Origin of the sequence: Streptomyces sp. NPDC091287 (assembly GCF_044768525.1) — a bacterium.
GTDB lineage: Bacteria > Actinomycetota > Actinomycetes > Streptomycetales > Streptomycetaceae > Streptomyces.
The window spans coordinates 1-1,514 of the sequence record NZ_JBIVUV010000049.1; the positions used below are offsets into that span (position 1 = coordinate 1).

1 protein-coding gene is annotated in these 1,514 nt (G+C 69.0%); it reads left to right on the top strand.

Going from position 1 to position 1,514, the window contains the following annotated elements; translation table 11 throughout:
* Window positions 1–1,514, top strand: a 1,514-nt coding sequence (locus ACIQRW_RS38370; RefSeq protein ID WP_403770006.1) for a condensation domain-containing protein, incomplete at both ends; no start/stop codon positions are given.

A 1,514-nucleotide genomic window follows, 5' to 3' on the forward strand; every position in this document is an offset into this window, starting at 1 on the left:
AAGCCGATCACCAACACCCGGCTCTACGTCCTCGACGCCCACCAGGCCCTCACACCCGCCGGCGTCCCCGGCGAGCTCTACATCGGCGGCGCCGGTGTGGGCAGGGGCTACCTCAACAGACCACGGCTCACCGCCGAGCGGTTCGTACCCGACCCGTTCGGGGAGCCGGGCGACCGGCTCTACCGTACGGGCGACCTCGTGCGCTACCTGCCCTCGGGAGACCTGGAGTTCCTCGGCCGGGTCGACAACCAGGTCAAAATCCGCGGCTACCGCATCGAATTGGGCGAGATCGAGGCCACCCTGCGCAAGCACACCGGCGTGGACCAGGCTGTCGTCATCGTCCACGGTGACACGCCCGACGCGCTACGGCTCATCGCCTACGTCACCTCCGCCCCGGGGCAGACGTGGCAGGACTCCGCCGGCCCCCAGCTTCGCGACGACCTCGCACAGTTGCTGCCCGACCACATGGTCCCCTCCGTGATCATGGCGCTGGACAAGCTCCCGGTCGGGCCCGGTGGCAAGCTCGACCGCCGCGCCCTGCCCGAACCCGACGGGGCGCGCCCCGAGCTGGACGCAGCCTTCCAAGCGCCCACCAATCCCGCCCAGGAGGCCATCTCGGCCATCTGGTCCGAGCTCCTCGACATCACCCCCATCGGCATCCACGACGACTTCTTCCAACTCGGCGGCCACTCCATGCTCGCCATCCAAGTCATCTCCCGGGTCAACGAGGCCTTCGACACGGAGATGACCCTGCGGGTGATCTTCGACAGCCCCACCATCACCGCGCTGGCAGAGCACGTAAACAGCCTGACCAGCACCGTCGACAGGACCTGGGGAGCACTCCAGCCGGTGCCCAGGACCGAGCAGCTCCCGCTGTCGTTCGCCCAACAGCGGTTGTGGTTCCTCGACCAGCTGATGCCGAACAACCCCTTCTACAACGTCCCCGACGCGGTGCGGCTGAACGGCGCGCTCGACGTGGACGCGCTGGGCGCGGCGCTGAGCGGTGTGGTGGCGCGGCACGAAGTCCTGCGGACGACCCTTCACGACGAGGGCGGCCGGCCGTGGCAGTCGGTCAGTGCGCCGCAGCCGGTGGACCTGCCGGTGACCGACATTTCGGCGGAACCGGAGCCGGAGTCCGCGGCTCGTCGCATGGTCGCGGCCGAGGCGCTCACGCCGTTCGATCTCTCCACCGGACCGATGTTTCGCGCGGGCCTGCTGCGGCTGGCGGCCGACGACCACGTATTGATGGTGACGATGCACCACGTGGTGGCCGACGCCTGGTCCCGGACGGTGCTGTTCGATGAACTCCAGCTGCTGTACACCGCGTTGGTCGAGGGCCGGAACGCTTCACTGCCGGATCTTCCGGTGCAGTACGCCGACTTCGCCGCCTGGCAGCGACGCTGGTTCGAGGACAGCAAACTGTCGTCTCAGGTGGAGTTCTGGCGTGCGGAGCTGGCGGACGCTCCCGCCATCCTCCAGCTGCCCCTGGACCGACCCCGCCCGGTCATCAGCTC